General features: G+C 45.7%; 1 protein-coding gene. It reads left to right on the top strand.

The features are described 5' to 3' along the window. Window positions 1–502 (top strand): iron-containing redox enzyme family protein (locus R7093_RS28010; protein ID WP_318147382.1); only part of this gene is annotated, 502 nt, incomplete at its 5' end. Window positions 503–521 lie beyond the last annotated feature (19 nt).

Below are 521 nucleotides of genomic sequence, written 5' to 3' on the forward strand. Positions count from 1 at the left end.
CGAATACGAATGGGTACGAGAAGCCATTGCCGAATACATTGAGGAAGAGAAAGGCCATCAAGAATGGATTTTAAATGACATCAAAGCGTGCGGCGGCGATGCCGAAGCAGTGCGCAACAACAAAGATGTAGGTCAAGTCGGTGCGCCGATTGAATTGATGGTTTCCTATCTTTACCACAACATTGACCGCCACAACCCACTCGCGCTGTTTGGCATGGTGTGGGTATTAGAAGGCACCAGCGTCGGTATTGGTGGCCAAATGGCAGAAAAAATCCAGTCAACGCTAAGCCTACCGCCTTCAGCAATGACTTACCTAGTTTCACACAGCGTGTTAGACCAAGATCATCTGCAATTTTTTGAATCACTGATGAACAAAATCACCAAAATGGAAGATCAACAAGTCATCATCGACTCTGCAAAAATGGTGTTTGCACTGTACGGAAAAATGCTGCGCTCTTTGCCTTCCTTCCCAACCCAACAAGAGACGAGAGGAGAAGCATGATCATAAACAACAGAAAAAT

Source organism: Vibrio sp. 1580 (assembly GCF_033340055.1).